The 15,548-nt window shown below is 75.0% G+C and carries 14 protein-coding genes and 1 pseudogene; 11 read left to right on the top strand and 4 right to left on the bottom strand.

Translation table 11 applies throughout. The annotated features are described in order from the left end of the window. Together AB0O82_RS37585 and AB0O82_RS37580 are read left to right on the top strand one after the other, a co-directional pair. Positions 1–1,029 (top strand): annotated as a pseudogene (locus AB0O82_RS37585) (hypothetical protein); the annotation flags it as partial. A 120-nt stretch (positions 1,030–1,149) separates the two neighbouring features. Next, on the top strand, positions 1,150–2,028 hold the full coding sequence (locus AB0O82_RS37580) for a hypothetical protein (protein WP_363589383.1): 879 nt from the start codon (positions 1,150–1,152) through the stop codon (positions 2,026–2,028). An 89-nt stretch (positions 2,029–2,117) separates the two neighbouring features. Here AB0O82_RS37580 and AB0O82_RS37575 read toward each other — a convergent pair whose 3' ends face one another. Next, positions 2,118–3,488, bottom strand: a complete 1,371-nt coding sequence (locus AB0O82_RS37575; RefSeq protein ID WP_363589377.1) for a DUF1015 domain-containing protein — start codon at positions 3,486–3,488, stop codon at positions 2,118–2,120. Between the two features lie 92 nt (positions 3,489–3,580). Here AB0O82_RS37575 and AB0O82_RS37570 point away from each other — a divergent pair, with 92 nt between their 5' ends. Beyond that, positions 3,581–4,180: a tetratricopeptide repeat protein gene (locus AB0O82_RS37570; protein ID WP_363589375.1), complete on the top strand. Its 600-nt coding sequence runs from the start codon at positions 3,581–3,583 to the stop codon at positions 4,178–4,180. A gap of 101 nt (positions 4,181–4,281) precedes the next feature. Next, positions 4,282–5,319: an HAD-IIA family hydrolase gene (locus AB0O82_RS37565; protein WP_363589373.1), complete on the top strand. Its 1,038-nt coding sequence runs from the start codon at positions 4,282–4,284 to the stop codon at positions 5,317–5,319. 110 nt (positions 5,320–5,429) lie between these two features. Here the strand turns inward: AB0O82_RS37565 and AB0O82_RS37560 are convergent, their stop codons facing one another. Continuing rightward, on the bottom strand, positions 5,430–5,777 hold the full coding sequence (locus tag AB0O82_RS37560) for an SCP2 sterol-binding domain-containing protein (RefSeq protein WP_363589371.1): 348 nt from the start codon (positions 5,775–5,777) through the stop codon (positions 5,430–5,432). 177 nt (positions 5,778–5,954) lie between these two features. Here AB0O82_RS37560 and AB0O82_RS37555 point away from each other — a divergent pair, with 177 nt between their 5' ends. From AB0O82_RS37555 to AB0O82_RS37540, 4 genes are all read left to right on the top strand, one after another. Then, positions 5,955–6,848: a histone H1-like repetitive region-containing protein gene (locus AB0O82_RS37555; RefSeq protein WP_363589369.1), complete on the top strand. Its 894-nt coding sequence runs from the start codon at positions 5,955–5,957 to the stop codon at positions 6,846–6,848. Next, a complete protein-coding gene (locus AB0O82_RS37550; RefSeq protein ID WP_363589367.1) occupies positions 6,832–7,020 on the top strand; it encodes a hypothetical protein in 189 nt (62 codons plus the stop codon). The genes AB0O82_RS37555 and AB0O82_RS37550 overlap by 17 nt, the downstream gene beginning before the upstream one ends. After that, positions 7,017–7,874 (top strand): TlyA family RNA methyltransferase, encoded by an 858-nt coding sequence (locus AB0O82_RS37545; RefSeq protein WP_363589365.1) that lies wholly within the window; start codon positions 7,017–7,019, stop codon positions 7,872–7,874. Before AB0O82_RS37550 ends, AB0O82_RS37545 begins: the two co-directional genes overlap by 4 nt. 93 nt (positions 7,875–7,967) lie before the next feature. Then, complete coding sequence (locus AB0O82_RS37540) at positions 7,968–8,876, top strand: NAD kinase (RefSeq protein WP_063349647.1); 909 nt, start codon at positions 7,968–7,970, stop codon at positions 8,874–8,876. Between the two features lie 19 nt (positions 8,877–8,895). On the opposite strand, the gene AB0O82_RS37535 is transcribed toward AB0O82_RS37540, so the two are convergent. Beyond that, positions 8,896–10,395 (bottom strand): PLP-dependent aminotransferase family protein, encoded by a 1,500-nt coding sequence (locus AB0O82_RS37535; protein ID WP_363589363.1) that lies wholly within the window; start codon positions 10,393–10,395, stop codon positions 8,896–8,898. A gap of 282 nt (positions 10,396–10,677) precedes the next feature. On the opposite strand from AB0O82_RS37535, the gene AB0O82_RS37530 reads away from it, so the two are divergent. From AB0O82_RS37530 to AB0O82_RS37520, 3 genes are all read left to right on the top strand, one after another. Next, on the top strand, positions 10,678–11,223 hold the full coding sequence (locus AB0O82_RS37530; RefSeq protein WP_363589381.1) for a hypothetical protein: 546 nt from the start codon (positions 10,678–10,680) through the stop codon (positions 11,221–11,223). Positions 11,224–11,311: 88 nt separating this feature from the next. Continuing rightward, complete coding sequence (recN, locus tag AB0O82_RS37525; RefSeq protein ID WP_363589379.1) at positions 11,312–13,045, top strand: DNA repair protein RecN; 1,734 nt, start codon at positions 11,312–11,314, stop codon at positions 13,043–13,045. Between the two features lie 271 nt (positions 13,046–13,316). Continuing rightward, positions 13,317–14,495, top strand: coding sequence for a glycosyltransferase family 4 protein (locus AB0O82_RS37520; protein ID WP_363589361.1), 1,179 nt, complete (start codon positions 13,317–13,319; stop codon positions 14,493–14,495). Between the two features lie 27 nt (positions 14,496–14,522). On the opposite strand, the gene AB0O82_RS37515 is transcribed toward AB0O82_RS37520, so the two are convergent. Beyond that, positions 14,523–15,548: glycoside hydrolase family 15 protein (locus AB0O82_RS37515; protein ID WP_363589359.1), on the bottom strand; the 1,026-nt coding region annotated here is incomplete at its 5' end.

Genomic DNA, 15,548 nt, shown 5'->3' with positions numbered 1-15,548 from the left:
CGCCCGTCCGGTGGTGGCGGTTTCCGTCGCGATGACCGTCCGGGCGGTTTCAACCGTGACCGTGACGACCGTCCGTCCGGTGGCGGCTTCAACCGCGACCGCGGCGACCGCCCGTCCGGTGGTGGCGGTTTCCGTCGCGATGACCGTCCGGGCGGTTTCAACCGTGACCGTGACGACCGTCCGTCCGGTGGCGGCTTCAACCGTGACCGCGACGACCGCGGTGGCTTCCGTCGTGACGACCGCCCCTCGGGCGGTGGTTTCAACCGTGACCGTGGGGACCGCCCGTCGGGTGGTTTCAACCGCGATGACCGTGGTGGCGACCGTGGCGGCTTCCGTCGTGACGACCGCCCCTCGGGCGGTGGTTTCAACCGTGACCGTGGCGATCGCCCGTCGGGTGGTTTCAACCGCGATGACCGTGGTGGCGACCGTGGTGGCTTCCGTCGCGACGACCGCCCCTCCGGTGGCGGCTTCAACCGTGACGACCGTCCGCGTCGTGACGACCGTCCGTCCGGTGGCGGCTTCAACCGTGACCGCGACGACCGCGGTGGCTTCCGTCGTGACGACCGCCCCTCGGGCGGTGGTTTCAACCGTGACCGTGGCGATCGCCCGTCGGGTGGTTTCAACCGCGATGACCGTGGTGGCGACCGTGGCGGCTTCCGTCGTGACGACCGCCCCTCCGGTGGCGGCTTCAACCGTGACCGTGGGGACCGCCCGTCCGGTGGTGGCGGTTTCCGTCGCGATGACCGTCCGGGCGGTTTCAACCGTGACCGTGACGACCGTCCGCGTCGTGACGACCGTCCGTCCGGTGGTGGCTTCAACCGTGACCGCGACGACCGCGGTGGCTTCCGTCGTGACGACCGCCCCTCCGGCGGTGGCTTCAACCGTGACCGTGGGGACCGCCCGTCGGGTGGTTTCAACCGCGATGACCGTGGTGGCGACCGTGGCGGCTTCCGTCGTGACGACCGCCCGTCCGGTGGCGGTTTCAACCGCGACCGCGGCGACCGTCGGGACGACCGCGGCGGCTACCGCGGCAACCGCGACGACCGCCGTGACGACCGGGGCGGCTACGACGACCGTCGTGGCAACTACGAGCCCGTCAAGCGCCTGCCGATCCCGGAGGACGTCACCGGCTTCGAGCTGGACGGGGACGTGCGCCAGGAGCTCAAGAGCCTTCCCAAGACGCTCGCGGACGATGTCGCCCGCAACCTGGTGATGGTGGCCCGCCTGCTCGACACCGAGCCGGAGGAGGCCTACCAGTTCTCCCGCGTCGCGCTCCGTCTGGCCTCCCGCGTGGCCGCCGTCCGTGAGGCGGCCGGTTTCGCCTCGTACATGACGCAGCGGTACTCCGAGGCGCTGACCGAGTTCCGTGCCGCCCGTCGGATGACCGGCCGCGCGGACCTGTGGCCCGTGATGGCCGACTGCGAGCGCGGTCTGGGCCGTCCGGAGCGGGCACTGGCGATGGCCGGTGAGCCCGAGGTGAAGCAGCTGGACAAGGCCGGCCAGGTCGAGATGCGCCTGGTGTCCGCCGGCGCCCGCTCCGACATGGAGCAGTTCGACGCGGCCGTGGTGACCCTGCAGAGCCCGGAGCTGGCCTCCAGCGCCGTGCACCCGTGGACCGCGCGTCTTCGGTACGCCTACGGCGAGGCGCTGATCGCGGCCGGCCGTGGCGACGAGGCCCGTGACTGGTTCGCGAAGGCGGCCGAGGCCGACACCGACGGCACGACCAACGCGGCGGAGCGCCTGGCCGAGATCGACGGCGTGGAGTTCGTGGACGCGCTCGACCCGGAGATGGCCGAGGAGGAGTCCGAGCAGGCCGACGCCCCGGCGAAGAAGCGCGGCGGCGAGGCCTCCGACGACCGCGTCATCTTCGAGGACGAGGAGGACGTCGAGGAGTACTACGACGAGGACGACCTCGAGATCGACGAGGAGTTCGACGGCGTGGTGCCCGCGCGCGCCACCGAGGCCAAGGACGAGGCCAAGGACGAGGCGAAGGCTGACGCCGAGGCCAAGGGCGACGCCCGCAGCTGAGCGGCTCCGACCGACGAGTGAGGCCCTGCCTGCTTCCCCTGGAATTCCAGGGGAAGCAGGCAGGGCCTCTTCGCGTTTCGGCGGGGAACCTAGCCCAGTTCGAGGTTGCGCAGCACCAGTCCGGTGGCCGGCTTCGGCCCGAAGGAGGTGGACTTGCGCGGCATGGTGACGCCCTGTTCGGCGAGCCTGCGGACCACGCTCTCCCGGACCGGGTGCAGCAGGACGGCGGTGCCGCCAGTGCGCGCGGCCTCCTGCTCGGCGGCTGCGGCGGTGTGCAGGTAGCCGATGTCGTCCGGGCCGTCGGGGACGTGCCAGGTGCGGTCGAGCAGGGTGGCGTGCAGGACCGTGGCGTCCAGGTGGCGCCACTCCTCGGGCCGGTCGTGCGGCACGGTGGCGTCGAGCAGTGCCTCCTCGGGCTCGCCGAGCAGCCAGTACACGCCGTCCCCGCCGGTCAGTATGAAGCCGTTGCCGCCGTGCCGTTTCTGTTCGGCGAGCGCCTGGAGGGCGGCGGTCAGCGGGCCGGGGACCTCCTTGACCTTCCACTGGTCGCCGAGCCTCTCCAGTGCCTCGGCCACGGGCAGCCGGTACAGCACCCGGTGGATGGCCCGGACTCGCAGCGGGTAGCGGGCGGTGTCCACCAGGAGCACCAGGCCGCGGTCCCACGGGCTGCGCGGCAGGTGGCGGTGCTCGCGCTGGAGGCGGAGATACATCTCCCAGCGGTGGTGGCCGTCGGCGATCAGGGCTCGGCAGGTGGCGAGGTCGCGGCTGATCTCGGCGATCTCGGCGGGGTCGGCGACGGCCCAGAGGCGGTGGTGGGTGCCGTCGCTGGTGGCCGTGGAGAGCAGCGGCTCGCCCTGGACGGTCCGTTCGATGACGCCGGAGGCGCCGCCGCCGCCGCGGTAGGTGAGCAGCAGCGGTTCGAGGTTGGCCCGGGTGGTGCGCATCAGGCCGACCCGGTCGGCGACCGGCCGCGGCATCACGTCCTCGTGGGGGAGGACCACGCCGGCCTCGTGACCGCTCACCGCGAGGGCCCCGATCAGCCCGCGCTGGAGCAGTTCGGGGGAGTCGCCGGTGGCGGGCACGCGCTGCTCGTAGACGTAGAGCGCGGGCGCCGCGTCGGCGGCGAGGATCCCCTCGCGCTGCCAGGCGGCCAGGAGCCGGGCGGCGTGCCGGTACTTGGTGTCGCGGTCGGGCCGATCGCCGGCGTCCTCGGGCTCGGGCCTGGGCAGGATCAGCCGGACCACGTTGTGCGGGTCGGCGGTCTCCAGGTCGAGCCGGCGGCCGGGGTCGACGACGTCGTACGGCGGTGACATGACCGCGGCCAGGGCGCCGACCCGATCGGGGACGTAGCGCAGGCCTCGGAAGGGTGACAGGGACAGGCCTGCGGTGGCGACGTGCCCGGGATTGCCGGGGCCGCCCTCGGGAGTCTCGACTCCGTCTTCTGCACTGGGTGTGCTCATTCTGGGCATCGTAACCGGGTACGCGTTGTTGAGAGATCGGAATACCCGTGCTGACCTGTGGGACGGGTGTGCGACCGAGGGCGAGGTACCGCATGGACGACGGGCAGGAACGGCTGGACGGCAGCGGCCCGGCCGAGCAGGGCGGGCCGGCCGGCGTCGGCGGCGGGGGCGCTCCGGCGCACGGCGGCGTGCCGGCGCAGGGGCGTTCCGGCGAGCCGACCGGGGACGTGTACGACTGGTTCCGGCGCGGCGGCAGGCTGCTGGCCCAGGGCAACCCGGCGGCCGCCGAGCAGCTGCTGGTCCGGGCGGCGGCGGCCGAGCCGCAGTCGCGCAGCATCCGGGAGACGCTGGCGCGAGCCCAGTTCGACACCGGTTCGTACGCGGCGGCGCTGGAGAACTTCCGGGCCGTCGCGCTGGCCGATCCGTCGGACGACTACGCTCAGTTCGGGTGGGGCGTCGCGGCGGCCCGGCTGGGCGACTTCGAGACGTCCGCCGAGCACCTGGCGCTGGCCGTGGCCATGCGGCCGGGCACCGAGCACTACCAGGCGGCGCTGCGGCAGACCAGGGCGACCCTGGCGGCCCGCGCCGGGGCGTTCGGCCCGCTGCTGCCCGGGGCACCCGGGTACCTGGCGCCCCCGCCGGGCCCGGACGGGGCGCCGACGGGCGACGCCGGTGCGGACGACGAGGTCTGACCGGCTCGGGGCCCACCTGCTCAAGGGCCCACCGGCTCAAGGGCCACCCGCTCGGGGGCACCCGAGGAAGCGAACGACGCAGTGAATGAGGTAGCGCAGCCATGACCGAGACGGCCACCACCGTGCGACGGACCGCCCCCGGCGGCAGCGAGCAGCCGCTGACCGAGGCGTACGACACGGCGCTGCTGGACCTGGACGGCGTGGTCTACGCGGGCCCGCACGCGATCGAGCACGCCGTGGACGCGCTGGCCGCCGCCCGGACGGCCGGGATGCGGCTCGCGTACGTGACCAACAACGCCTCCCGCCCGCCGCGGGTGGTGGCCGAGCACCTGACCGGGCTGGGCGTGCCGGCCGAGCCGGCCGACGTGATCAACTCGGCGCAGGCGGCCGCCCGGGTGGTCGCCGAGAAGGTGCCGGCCGGGGCGAAGGTGCTGGTCGTGGGTGGCCCGGGGCTGGAGGAGGCTCTGGCCGAGCGCGGGCTGGTCGCCGTCCGCTCGCTGGCCGAGGAGCCGCTCGCGGTGGTCCAGGGCTACGACCCGTCGGTCGGCTGGGCGCAGCTGGCGGAGGCCGCGTACGCGGTGCAGCAGGGGCTGCCGTGGGTGGCCTCCAACACCGACCTGACCATCCCGACCGCGCGCGGCATCGCGCCCGGCAACGGGACGCTGGTGGCGGCGGTGCGGGCGGCCGCCGGGGTGGACCCGGTGGTGGCGGGCAAGCCGCAGCCGCCGATGCACCGGGAGACCGTGCTGCGGACCGGTGCGCGGCGGCCACTGGTGGTCGGCGACCGGCTGGACACCGACATCGAGGGCGCGTTCAACGGCGGGGTGGACAGCCTGCTGGTCTTCACCGGGGTGACCACCCCGGCGCAGCTGCTGGCGGCCCCGGCCGAGCACCGGCCGACCTACCTGTCGGCGGACCTGCGCGGGCTGCTGGAGCCGCACCCGGCGGTCACGACCGGGGCGGACGGCTTCGGTTGCGGCGGCTGGGTCGCGTCGGCCGCCGGCGGCGTGCTGCGGCTGGACGGCGGCGGGGACCGCTGGGACGGTCTGCGGGCGCTGTGCGCGGCGGCGTGGACGGCGCTGGACGCGGACGGCGCACCGGCCGACGGGCGCAAGGCCCTGGCCGAGCTGGGGTTCTGAGCCGCCGCGCGGCGCTCAACGCGAGGGCGGTCGGGCCCGGAGCACTTGGGTCCAGAGCACTTGGGTCCGGAGCGCTCGGGTCCAAGAGGGAAGGAGCACGGCGGCCGGGTTCAGAGCAGGGTGCGCAGCCGCAGCAGATCGCGGAAGCTCGCCTCCAGCCGGATCCGGCCGCCCGCCCAGGCGGACGCGAAGTTGAGCCCGCCGAAGACCACGGCGACCAGGTCGTCGCTGCTCATGGTGAGCCGGATCGCCGCCTTCTCGGCCGGGGCGCCGGGGGCCGAGGCGAGGTCGTGGATCCGGCCGTCGCGCAGTTGGCCGGTGAAGGTCAGGTCGAGGTCGGTGATCCGGCAGCTGAGCGAGCGGTCGAGAGCGGCCGCCCTGCGGACGTCACCGGTGGACTTCGCCATGTTCCGGCTGAGCTGTTCCAGCGCCTCGCGGCACTCCTCGGCGTTGGCCATGGCGGTGGTTCCCCTCCCTGGGTTCCCCGGTGGTTGCGGCAGGTGACGGCGATGGTCCCTGCCGGGCCACGGTACCGCAGGCGGGTTTTGGCGGTAGCGTCGTCCGTGGGGTGCCCGGATCGGCCCGGGCACCGACGGCGACGGAGCGATGCGCGCAGGCGCTAAGGAGGCACCCGGATGCTGCCGAGGACGGTGCGGGGAGTGGTGGAGGTCGCCGCCGGGCTGGCGGAGGAGGTCGGCAAGCGGGTCGTCGGGACGGCGGCCGTGATCCTGGAGCGGACCGGGGTCGACGTCACCGAGGTCGAGCGCCGGCTCGGCGGGCAGTTCCCGCCGTCGGCGAAGACGCTGCAGACGCTGGCGGAGGAGGCGGTCACCGCCGGGCGGGCCGGGGTGGACCTGGCCGTCGGGGTGGCGCGCGGCGAGGTGGAGAAGGCCTTCGAGAAGGTCGGCGACCAGGTGATGAAGGTCGGCGTGGTGCTCGCCTATCTGGAGAGCAAGCTGCGCGAGGTCGAGGAGGAGGCCGAGCCCGCGGTGCGGTCGGCCGGGTTCGACGAGGCGGCGGAGCCGGCGCCGGCGCCCCGGGCGGACGACCTGTTCGGGCGCGGCTGGGAACGGGCGGACGAGCAGCCGGCGGCCCCGGCGGCGGGGGAGCCGGTAGTGGCCGAACGGGTGGAGGTGGACGAGCCGGTCGAGGTCGACCCGCCCGTCCCGCCGGTACGGCCGTCGCTACCGGGGAAGGCCGCCGCGAAGCGGACCCCGGCGAAGGAGCCCACGGCAGCGGAGCCGGCCCCGGCGGAGCAGACCTCGGCGGAGAAGGCCCCGGCGGCGGGCCGGGCCGGGGTGAAGAAGTCCCCGGCGAAGAAGGCGGCGGCCAAGAAGCCGGTGGCCAAGAAGACGGCCGCCAAGAAGACGACCGTGCGCAAGACGGCCGTCAAGAAGACCGCCACCGCGCAGCAGACCGCCGCCGAGCCGCCCGCGCAGCCCAAGGCGCCCGCGAAGCGTACGGCGACGAAGAAGACCACCGTCCGCAAGGCCACCAGCACGAAGAAGCCCGATGACCGGACCAGCTGAAGCCGTCGAACCGCTCGGCGTGGAACCGACCCCGACCGGCCACCCCGTCGTGGACGCCGGGCTGGCCCGGCTGGAGGCCCTGGACGGGGTCCCGGCCGAGGCACACGTCGAGGTGTACGAAGATGTTCACCAGCGGCTGGCCGACACGCTGGCCGCGCTCGACCAGGAATGACCCTGGAACGACCCGCAGGACCCGTAGGAGCTGAAACACCAGTGGCAGTGGCACGACGCCGACTCGACGCGGAGCTGGTCCGCCGCAAGCTGGCCCGGTCGCGTGAGCACGCGTCCGAGCTGATCGCGGCCGGCCGGGTGACCGTCGGAGGCACCACCGCGACCAAGCCGGCCACCCAGGTGGAGACCTCGGCCGCGGTCGTGGTGGCCGAGGACGACAACGATCCCGACTACGTCTCGCGCGGCGGGCACAAGCTGGCCGGGGCGTTCGCCGCCTTCGTCCCGCAGGGCCTGGTGGTCGAGGGCCGCCGGGCGCTGGACGCGGGCGCCTCCACCGGCGGCTTCACCGACGTCCTGCTGCGGGCCGGCGCGGCCGGCGTGCTGGCGGTGGACGTCGGCTACGGGCAGCTCGCGTGGTCGCTGCAGAGCGACGAGCGGGTGACGGTGATGGACCGCACCAACGTCCGGGAGCTGACCCTGGGGCTGATCGGCGGCACCCCGGTCGACCTGGTGGTCGGCGACCTGTCGTTCATCTCGCTGGGCCTGGTGCTGCCCGCGCTGGCCGCCTGCGCGGCCGGGGACGCGGACCTGGTGCTGATGGTCAAGCCGCAGTTCGAGATCGGCAAGGAGCGCCTGGGCAGCGGCGGGGTGGTGCGCAGCCCCCAGCTGCGCGCCGAGATGGTGCGCCAGGTCGCCGGGCAGGCGTGGGAGCTCGGGCTGGGCGTGCGCGCCGTCACCGCGAGCCCGCTGCCGGGCCCGTCCGGGAACGTGGAGTACTTCCTGTGGCTGCGCCGGGACGCCCCGCAGCTGGATCCCGCCGAGGCGGACCGGGCCGTCGCGGAGGGGCCCCGATAGGGTGCTGTGGGGGCGTCCGGTCCGTCATGCTGTGTGACGCGGCCGTACCGGGGCCGAAGGCGACCCGGCAGGCGTGAGGGAGAGGGCAGCGGCATGAGCGATGAAGAACGTACGGTCTTCCTGATCGCGCACACCGGCCGGGCGGCGGCGCTGCGCAGCGTCGAGGCCTTGGTGCACGGGCTGCTGAAGGCGGGCATCCGGATCAGACTGCTCGCCTCCGAGGCGCTGGACCTGGACCTGCCGGACGGGGTCGAGAAGGTGGCCGGGGGGCCGGGTGCGGCGGACGGCTGCGAGCTGATCCTGGTCGCCGGCGGGGACGGGACGCTGCTGCGCGGGGCGGAGCTGGCCCGCGAGCACGGGTTGCCGATGCTCGGGATCAACCTGGGCCGGGTCGGGTTCCTCGCCGAGGCCGAGCGGGACGATCTGGCCGTGGTGGTCGAGCGGGTGGTCGACGCCGACTACGAGGTCGAGGAGCGGATGACGATCGACGTCATCGTCCGCACCAACGGCGATGTGGTGCACCAGGACTGGGCGTTGAACGAGGCGTCGATAGAGAAGGCGTCCCGGGAGCGGATGCTGGAGGTGGTGACCGAGGTGGACGGCCGCCCGGTCTCCAACTTCGGCTGCGACGGCGTGGTGTGCGCGACGCCGACCGGTTCCACCGCGTACGCGTTCTCCGGCGGCGGGCCGGTGGTGTGGCCGGAGGTGGAGGCGCTGCTGATGGTGCCGATCTCCGCGCACGCGCTGTTCGCCCGCCCGCTGGTGACCTCGCCGGACTCGGTGCTGGCCGTCGAGGTGCAGCCCAAGACCCCGCACGGCGTGCTCTGGTGCGACGGGCGGCGCACGGTCGAACTGCCCGCCGGCGCACGGGTGGAGGTCCGCCGGGGGCAGACCCCGGTGCGCCTGGCCAGACTGCACCGGGCGCCGTTCACCGACCGGCTGGTGGCCAAGTTCGCGCTGCCGGTGACGGGTTGGCGCGGGCGGGCGAACACCCACTGCTGACCGCCCGTCGGTTCGCCGGTCAGATCGCCAGCGGCGGGGTGTCGCCGGGCGGCCCGTACCGGCCGCCCGCCGTCGCCCGGGCGGCGGTCTCGGCGAGCCGCTGCACGGCGGCGGGGACGGCCGGGGCCGGCACGGTGAGCGGGATCCGGATGTGGTGCTCGAACGCGCCGTCCGAGCCGAACCGGTTGCCCGAGGCGATCCGCACCCCGGCGCGTTCCCCGGCCCGGGCCAGCGCCGCGCCGGACAGCCCGCCGGTGGACACCCAGAGCGAGAGGCCGCCGGGCGGCGGCGTGAACGACCAGCCCGGCAGGTGCTCGGGCAGTGCGGCGGCGAAGGCGTGCGCCGTCGCCCGCAGCCGGTCCAGCTGGTGCGCCCGGACGGCGGGCAGCGGCTCGCCCAGCAGTTCGGCGGCGATCAGCTGTTCCAGGACCGGCGTGCCGACGTCGCTGTAGACCCGGTCGGCGGCCAGCCGGCGCACCAGCGCGGGCGCGGCCCGGACCCAGCCGATCCGCAGGCCGCCCCAGAGCAGCTTGCTGGCCGAGCCGACGGTGACCACCTGGGTGGACCGGTCCAGCGCCGCCATCGGGCGCGGCAGCGGGACGGACTCCGGTACGCCCCAGCCGAGTTCGGCGGTGGTCTCGTCGACCAGGACGATGCTGCCGGCGGCTCGGGCGGCGGCCAGCAGCTCGCGGCGCTGCTCCTCGCCGATCAGCGCACCGGTCGGATTGTGGAAGTCGGGGATCACGTAGGCGACCTTGGGCGCGGCCCCGCGCAGCACCCCGCGCCACTCGGCGAGGTCCCACTCGGGCTGGGGGCGGTAGCCGTACGGCACCGGCACCAGGCGGGCGCCGGTGATCCGGAGCGCCTGAAGGGTGTGGGCGTAGCTGGGCGCCTCGACGGCGACCCGGTCGCCGCGACCGATCAGCGCCCGCTGGACCAGGTGCAGCCCGCCCATCGCGCCGGTGGTGACGAGGATCTGGTCGGGGGTGGTGGGCAGGCCGCGCTGGGTGTAGCGGCGGGCGAGGGCCTCGCGCAGCACCGGGACGCCGGTGGGGTAGTGGCCGTGCCCGGCGGCGTAGCAGGGCAGCTGCTCGACGGCCCGGACGGTGGCCTCGCCGAGGAACGGTTGCGGGGCCGGCAGGGCGGCGACCCCGAGGTCCAGGGTGCGGCCCTGCTCGTCCGGGGGGACGGGGTGCAGCGCGTCGCTGGGCGGCGGGGCGCCCTCGGGCAGGGCGGTCCAGCTGCCGGCGCCGCGGCGGCTGAGCAGGTAGCCGTCGGCGCGCAGGGTCTCGTAGGCGGTGGCGACGGTGGTGCGGCTCAGCTCCAGGGCGCCGGCGAGTTCGCGTTCGGCGGGCAGCCGGGCGCCGACCGGCAGGCGGCCCTCGGTGACCAGCAGCCGGATCTGCCCGGCGAGGGTCCGGTAGGCGGGGCGGCGGGCGGTGGCCGGTTCGGGCAGCCGGGCGGCGGCGAGCAGCCGGGCGAGCGCGGGCGGGGTGATGGTGGTGTGCCAGTCGGCCAAGGCTGATCAGTCCACTTGCTCGAAATTGGCCCTGGAGCGGGCTCTATTGGCCTGACCATCATGGCAGTGCGGCCGTCGAGTCCGCCACCGCCGGGGCCGCCCGGGGTGCAGCACCACCCGCAGGAGCGCCCGATGGCCACCACGACCACGCCCACGACCACGTCCGAACCCGCCCCGGAGGCCGCCCGGCCCCCGCTCGCCGCCCGGGTGCTCGGCGACACCCACGCCCTGGGCCGCCGGATCCCGCAGCTCGCCGTCGGCCTCTACCTGTACGGCGCGAGCATGGCGCTGATGCTGCGCTCCGGCCTCGGCCTCGACCCGTGGGACGTCTTCCACCAGGGCCTGCAACGCGTCGCCGGCCTCTCGGTGGGCACCTGGGTGACCATCTGCGGCGCCCTGGTCCTGCTGCTGTGGATCCCGATCCGCCAGCGCCCGGGCGTCGGCACCGTCGCCAACGTGCTGGTGCTGGGCGCCTCGATGGACCTCACGCTGCGGATGGTCGACGGCCCGCACGGGCTGCCCGCCCGGATCGCGCTGATGGCCGCCGCGATCCTGCTCAACGGCCTGGCCACCGGCCTCTACATCGGTGCCCGCCTGGGCCCCGGCCCGCGCGACGGCCTGATGACCGGCCTGCACCGGCGCACCGGGCGTTCGCTGCGGCTGATCCGCACCGGCATCGAGGTGACGGTGCTGGTCGCCGGTGTCCTGCTGGGCGGCACCGCCGGGGTCGGCACGGTCGCGTACGCACTGGCGATCGGCCCGCTGGTGCAGATCTTCCTGCCGTGGTGCACGGTACCGGGACCCGGGCAAACGCCCCGGAAGGGGTGAACTTCCGGGCACGGAGTTGCCGCGCGGCGTTGCCGCTCGTCGCGCGCCGGGGGTGGAACCTCGTAAGGTCGTCTCCGTGTTGGACGAGATGCGGATACGGGATCTTGGGGTCATCGACGACGCGGTGGTCGAACTCGCCCCCGGCTTCACCGCCGTGACCGGTGAGACCGGCGCCGGAAAGACCATGGTCGTGACCAGCCTCGGCCTGCTGCTCGGCGGTCGCGCCGACCCGGGCCTGGTGCGCAACGGGACCGGACGCGCCGTCGTCGAGGGCCGGCTGGAGCTGCCCGCCGGTTCCCCGGCGGCGATCCGCGCGGCCGAGGCCGGGGCCGAACTGGACGAGGGCGCCCTGCTGATCAGCCGGACCGTCTCCGCCGAGGGCCGCTCCCGGGCGTACGTCGGCGGGCGGGCGGTCCCGGTCGGGCTGCTCACCGAACTCGGCGAGGAACTGATCGCCGTGCACGGCCAGACCGACCAGCAGCGGCTGCTGCGCCCGGCCCGCCAGCGCGGCGCGCTGGACCGGTACGCGGGCGAGGCGGTGGCCGAACCGCTGGCCCGCTACCGGGAGACCTACCGGAGCCTGCGCGAGGTCTCGGCCACCCTGGAGGAGCTGACCACCCGGGCCCGTGAACGCGCGCAGGAGGCCGATCTGCTGCGCTTCGGCCTGGAGGAGATCGCCGCCGCCGAGCCGGTGGCCGGCGAGGACACGGAGCTGGCCGCCGAGGCCGAGCGGCTGGGCCACGCCGACGCGCTGTCCTCCGCCGCGACCCTCGCCCACGCCGCCCTGGCCGGGGACCCGGCCGACCCGGAGGCACTGGACGCGGGCACCCTGCTCGCGCAGTCCCGCCGCGCGCTGGACGCTGTGCGCCACCACGACGAGCGCCTCGCCGGCCTCGCCGACCGCCTCAACGAGGTCGGCTACCTGCTCGCCGACGTGGCCGGCGACCTGGCCGGCTACGCGGACGACCTGGACGCCGACCCCGTCCGGCTCGCCGTCGTCGAGGACCGCCGGGCCGTCCTGGCCCAGCTGCTGCGCAAGTACGGCGGCCCGGAGAACTCCCTCGCCGAGGTGCTCGCCTGGGCCGAGGCCGGCTCCGCCCGGCTCGCCGAACTCGACGGCGACGACGACCGGATCGACCGGCTCGGCGCCCAGGAGACCGCGCTGCGGGCCGAGTTGGCCGAGCTGGCGGCCGAGGTGTCGGGCGCCCGGCAGGCCGCGGCCGGGCGTTTCGCCGAGGCCGTCTCCGCCGAACTCGCCGAACTGGCGATGCCGCACGCCCGGGTGACCTTCTCGATCGCCCAGGTCGACGACCTGTCGGGGATCGAGGTCGACGGCCGCACCGTCGCCTACGGCCCGCACGGCGTGGACGAGGTCGAGGTGCTGCTCGCCCCGCACCCCGGCGCCCAGCCCCGCCCGATCGCCAAGGGCGCCTCGGGAGGTGAGCTGTCCCGCGTGATGCTCGCCGTCGAGGTGGTCTTCGCGGGCGCCGACCCCGTCCCCACCTACCTGTTCGACGAGGTGGACGCGGGCGTCGGCGGCAAGGCCGCGGTCGAGATCGGCCGCCGGCTGGCCAAACTGGCCGAATCCGCCCAGGTCGTGGTGGTCACCCACCTGCCGCAGGTCGCCGCCTTCGCGGACCGGCACCTGGTGGTGGAGAAGACCAACGACGGCACCGTGACCCGCAGCGGCGTCAAGGTGCTGAACGACGAGGAGCGGGTGCGCGAACTCTCCAGGATGCTGGCCGGACTGGAGGACTCCGAGCTCGGCCGGGCCCACGCCGAGGAACTGCTGGCCGCCGCCCGGGCCCCGCGCCACCGCTAGGGCGTGTCCGGCCGATCTTGCCGGACAGGGCCTGGGGCACTTCGCGTCGAGCGCCCGGCCGGACCTGCTGCGACAGGTCCTGGCCGGGGTGCCCGACCCGCCGACAGGGTCGGGTGGCCCTTGCGGACGGAAGGCGACGCGCCCCTGGTGGCGCCGACTGTCCAAGAGGGCCGCCGACCTGGCATGGTGGCGGCTGGACATTGGCTTTCCAGTCCCGAGCGCCGCCGACGGGCAACCCTCGCGAAGCGGCGCGCGAACCTGATCGAGTCGGATGCGAGAGAACGTGGACCATTCCGCCGCCCGGGCCGCCGCTGCCACCCCAGAACCGGGACAACTGCACGTGGTACTCGTCCTGGCCGCCAGCACCGGCGGCATCGGTGCCCACGTGCGCTCCCTGGCGCAGGGCCTCGTCGCGCACGGCGTGATCGTCACGGTGTGCGCCCCGGCCGGCACGGACGCGCTGTTCGGCTTCTCCCGCACCGGCGCCAGGTTCCACACCGTCGACATCACCCCCACCGCCGGCGCCCGCAGTGACGCCACCGCGATCGGTGAGCTGCGCCGGGCCTTCACCGGCGCCGACGTGGTGCACGCGCACGGGCTGCGCGCCGGACTGCTCGCCGACCTCGCCCTGCGCACGGCAGGCCGCTTCCCGGGCCTGCGCCCGGAGACCCCGCTGGTGGTCACCTCCCACCACGCGCTGCTGGCCACCGGCCTGGAACGCCGCCTGCAGCGGCTGATGGAGCGCCGGGTCGCGCGCGCCGCCGACCTCGTCCTCGGCGCCTCCTCCGACCTGGTCGCCCGGGCCCGCGAGCTGGGCGCCACCGACGCCCGGCTCGGCCCGGTGGCCGCCCCGCCGATGCCCGAGGGCCGGCTCGACCGGGCCGCGGCGCGCGCCGCGCTGCTCGGCGACGGCCCGGACCGGCCGCTGGTGCTGGCGGTCGGCCGGCTCGTCCCGCAGAAGGCCTTCGGGCTGCTGCTGGACGCCACCCGCGAGCTGTCCGTGCTGGACCCGGAGCCGCTGCTGCTGGTCGCCGGGGACGGCCCGGAGGCGGCCGGGCTGCGCGAGCGGGTCGCCGCCGAGAAGCTGCCGGTGCGGCTGCTCGGCTTCCGCACCGACGTGCCCGACCTGCTGGCGGCCGCCGACGTGGTGGTGGTCGCCAGTCGCTGGGAGGCCCGCTCGCTGGTGGTGCAGGAGTCGATGCGGGCCGGCGTGCCGGTGGTCGCCACCGCCGTCGGCGGGATCCCCGAGCTGGTCGGCGACGCGGCCGTGCTGGTGCCGGCCGGCGACCCGGTCGCGATCGGCCGGGCGGTGCGCGGGCTGCTGGCCGACCCGGCGGGCCGCGAGCGGCTGGTGGCGGCCGGCCGGCAGCAGGCCGAGACCTGGCCGGACGAGGCCGCCACCGTCGCCCAGGTGCTCAGCACCTATGACGAGCTGGTCCAGCGGCCCTAGGCCGCCGGACCGCCGGCCGCCGGGCTGCTAGACCGTCGCCTGCTCGACCCGCTCGGCCGCCAGGCCGTCCGGCTGGGCGGACAGGTAGGCGCCGCCGCAGGCGGTCAGCCGCAGTGCGGTGTCGATCAGCGGGACGTGGCTGAAGGCCTGCGGGAAGTTGCCGACCTGGCGCTTGAGCCGCGGGTCCCACTCCTCGGCGAGCAGTCCGAGGTCGTTGCGCAGCGCGAGCAGCCGGTCGAACAGCTCGCGCGCCTCCTGCACCCGGCCGATCATGGCGAGGTCGTCGGCCAGCCAGAACGAGCAGGCCAGGAAGGCGCCCTCGTGGCCGGAGAGGCCGTCGACGTTGTTGCCGCTCTCGTCGTGGGTCGGGTAGCGCAGCACGAAGCCGTCCTCGGTGGACAGCTCGCGCTGGATCGCCTCGATGGTGCCGATGACGCGCTTGTCGTCCGGCGGCAGGAAGCCGACCTGGGGGATGAGCAGCAGCGAGGCGTCCAGCTCCTTGCCGCCGTAGTACTGGGTGAAGGTGTTGCGCTCCGGGTCGTAGCCCTTCTCGCAGACGTCCCGGTGGATGGTCTCGCGCAGCTCGCGCCAGCGCTCCAGGTGGCCGTCGGAGGGGGCGTCCTCGGGGGTCTGCTCCAGCAGCTTGATCGTCCGGTCGACGGCGACCCAGGCCATCACCTTGGAGTGGACGAAGTGCCGGCGCGGGCCGCGGACCTCCCAGATGCCCTCGTCCGGCTCCTGCCAGTGGTCCTCCAGGTACTCGATCAGGCGCAGCTGGAGGTGGTGGGCGTGGTCGTTGCGGACCAGGCCGGTCATGTGGGCCAGGTGCAGGGCCTCGACGACCTCGCCGTAGACGTCCAGCTGGAGCTGGCCGGCCGCGCCGTTGCCGACCCGGACGGGCTGTGAGCCCTCGTAGCCGGGCAGCCAGTCCAGCGAGGACTCGGTGAGCTCGCGCTCGCCGGCGATGCCGTACATGATCTGGAGGTTCTCCGGGTCGCCGGCGACGGCGCGCAGCAGCCACTCGCGCCAGGCCTTGGCCTCGTCGCGGTAGCC

The organism is Kitasatospora sp. NPDC088264, from assembly GCF_040685715.1.
Lineage (GTDB): Bacteria > Actinomycetota > Actinomycetes > Streptomycetales > Streptomycetaceae > Kitasatospora.
This window is presented reverse-complemented; position numbering and strand designations above follow the sequence as displayed.

Excerpts from the sequence above, each read along its gene's own strand:
- AB0O82_RS37575 (WP_363589377.1), bottom strand. The coding sequence starts at position 3,488 with ATGAGCACACCCAGTGCAGAAGACGGAGTCGAGACTCCCGAGGGCGGC.
- AB0O82_RS37570 (WP_363589375.1), top strand. The coding sequence starts at position 3,581 with ATGGACGACGGGCAGGAACGGCTGGACGGCAGCGGCCCGGCCGAGCAG.
- AB0O82_RS37565 (WP_363589373.1), top strand. The coding sequence starts at position 4,282 with ATGACCGAGACGGCCACCACCGTGCGACGGACCGCCCCCGGCGGCAGC.
- AB0O82_RS37560 (WP_363589371.1), bottom strand. The coding sequence starts at position 5,777 with ATGGCCAACGCCGAGGAGTGCCGCGAGGCGCTGGAACAGCTCAGCCGG.
- AB0O82_RS37555 (WP_363589369.1), top strand. The coding sequence starts at position 5,955 with ATGCTGCCGAGGACGGTGCGGGGAGTGGTGGAGGTCGCCGCCGGGCTG.
- AB0O82_RS37550 (WP_363589367.1), top strand. The coding sequence starts at position 6,832 with ATGACCGGACCAGCTGAAGCCGTCGAACCGCTCGGCGTGGAACCGACC.
- AB0O82_RS37545 (WP_363589365.1), top strand. The coding sequence starts at position 7,017 with ATGACCCTGGAACGACCCGCAGGACCCGTAGGAGCTGAAACACCAGTG.
- AB0O82_RS37540 (WP_063349647.1), top strand. The coding sequence starts at position 7,968 with ATGAGCGATGAAGAACGTACGGTCTTCCTGATCGCGCACACCGGCCGG.
- AB0O82_RS37530 (WP_363589381.1), top strand. The coding sequence starts at position 10,678 with ATGGCGCTGATGCTGCGCTCCGGCCTCGGCCTCGACCCGTGGGACGTC.
- recN (WP_363589379.1), top strand. The coding sequence starts at position 11,312 with ATGCGGATACGGGATCTTGGGGTCATCGACGACGCGGTGGTCGAACTC.
- AB0O82_RS37520 (WP_363589361.1), top strand. The coding sequence starts at position 13,317 with ATGCGAGAGAACGTGGACCATTCCGCCGCCCGGGCCGCCGCTGCCACC.